Below are 292 nucleotides of genomic sequence, written 5' to 3' on the forward strand. Positions count from 1 at the left end.
CCATAGGTCACCGCGCCATCTTCCTTCCGCATTACGTCGGCGCGCACGCCGCCGGGATTGGTGAACGCGATGACCGCGCCGCCCTTCGTTTCGCTGCTGGTCGCGGCGAGTTGCGCATCGGCGATGATGTCGCCGAGCGGGCTCTCGCCGGCGGCATTGGGCGCGCGCGACAGCGTTGCCGTCACCGAGCCCGCCGGACGGTTGGCGATCGGCGCGGCCAGCCGGTCATAGGATTCGATCAGCGCGGTCTGCTGGGCGTCCTTCGCCAGCGTTGCGGTGCGGACGATGGTGT

The 292-nt window shown here is 69.9% G+C and carries 1 protein-coding gene; it reads right to left on the reverse strand.

Annotation, left to right across the window (positions count from 1 at the left end; all coding sequences use genetic code 11):
- A partial coding sequence (locus tag QSV46_RS39370; protein ID WP_314964042.1) for a 5'-nucleotidase C-terminal domain-containing protein occupies positions 1–292 on the reverse strand: 292 nt, incomplete at both ends.

It is taken from the genome of Bradyrhizobium cosmicum (assembly GCF_032290525.1).
GTDB classification, from domain to species: Bacteria; Pseudomonadota; Alphaproteobacteria; order Rhizobiales; family Xanthobacteraceae; genus Bradyrhizobium; species Bradyrhizobium cosmicum_A.